The organism is Bradyrhizobium sp. 17 (assembly GCF_023073515.1).
GTDB lineage: Bacteria > Pseudomonadota > Alphaproteobacteria > Rhizobiales > Xanthobacteraceae > Bradyrhizobium > Bradyrhizobium canariense_D.
Window position 1 is genome coordinate 1 of the sequence record NZ_JADPJQ010000034.1, and the last position, 1,597, is coordinate 1,597.

General features: G+C 60.1%; 1 protein-coding gene. It reads left to right on the forward strand.

What is annotated here, in order from left to right; genetic code table 11:
* Positions 1 to 103 precede the first annotated feature (103 nt).
* Complete coding sequence (locus IVB13_RS04990; RefSeq protein WP_247487997.1) at positions 104 to 1,222, forward strand: IS110 family transposase; 1,119 nt, start codon at positions 104 to 106, stop codon at positions 1,220 to 1,222.
* The last annotated feature ends 375 nt before the right edge of the window (positions 1,223 to 1,597 follow it).

Below are 1,597 nucleotides of genomic sequence, written 5' to 3' on the forward strand. Positions count from 1 at the left end.
TAGACTGTATGTCCCCTCCATAAAATGAGGCGACTCACCCTCGATGTTGCGACGAGGGTTGCCTGGATGGACCGGGCAGAGCCTCAAACAAGGAGGGCGAGTCGTGGGTCATCATACCGAGGTCTTTGTCGGAATCGATACGTCAAAATCGCGCAATGCAATAGCCATTGCCGATGGCGGCCGTGGCGGCGAGGTACGATATCTCGGGGAGTTTTCTGCCACGGAGGCAGCGATCCGAAAGCTGGTGGCAAAGCTTGCAGCGAAATGCTGTCATCTTACGTTTTGCTACGAAGCAGGGCCGACAGGATATGGCCTCTACAGACTGCTCAAGAGCCTCGGCCATGACTGCCTGGTGGTGGCCCCCTCGCTCGTTCCGAAGAAGGCCGGCGATCGAGTGAAGACGAACCGGCTCGATGCGGTAAGCCTCGCCAAGCTGTTGCGCGCGGGCGAGCTCACCGCGGTGTGGGTACCGGACGAGCGCCATGAGGCCATGCGCGATCTCTCGCGGGCCCGTCAGGCAGTGAAGAAGGACCTCCAGGGCAAGCGTCAACAGATCTCGTCATTGATGCTGCGGCTGGGACGCATCTATCCGGGCAAGACAACGTGGGGGCCAGCCCACATGAGATGGCTGATGTCGCAGAAGCTCGAGCATCGCGAGCAGCGCATCGCATTCGAAGAGCTACTTGAGGGGATACGCCAGGAAAGTGAGCGGATGGAGCGTTTGGAAGATGCCATCCGCGAGGTAGTACCCGAGTGGTCGCTTGCCGAGGTTGTCGCGGCCCTGCAGGCGATGCGGGGGATTGATCTCATTGCGGCTGTGGGGGTGCTGGCCGAGATCGGTGATCTCTCCCGCTTTCAAAATCCGCGCGAGCTGATGGGCTATCTGGGTTTGGTGCCCACGGAAAACTCAACTGGCGACAAAGTCAGGCGAGGCGGCATCACCAAAGCCGGTAATGGGCGGGCGCGACGTATTCTTGTGGAGGCGGCCTGGAGCTATCGATATCCGCCGCGCGTGAGCCGAGACAAGCAGCCAAAGGTGGAGGCGGCACCGAGACGCGCGCGCGAGATTGCGTGGAAAGCGCAAACCAGATTGTGCGGACGCTTCCGCTCACTCGAGCGGAAGGGCAAGCGGCGAACCGTAATCGTCACGGCGATTGCCCGAGAGCTATCCGCCTTCATTTGGGCAATCAATCGCGAGCTCATGCCACCTCGACAGGCGTAGCGTCGTTGCGGGCTGTGGACCGCTCGAGTCGTGAGGTGCGCTCGACCGGCCCACAGCCCCCTTTGTTGCAATCAGGATCAGGGGTAGTCGCAGACATCAATCGTGCAGAGGTGAAGGTGGGACCACGGCAGGGGAAATCCTGAAACCCATTATGTGGCCGATCATCCGATCGACGCCCGACGCTAGACCAGGGACAGCCCCAGACGAAAAAACGGAAATGCGGTATCCAACCCGCGCATCAGAGCCTGTTCACCGACGTCTTTGGGTTCCGCCTTCTCCTCTGCACGATCTATCGGTGCAAGAACTTCACGATAAGCCTCGTGGAGATGGGAAACCGTGCGTTGTGTGCTTGACTGGGGACATCAGAATGGGATG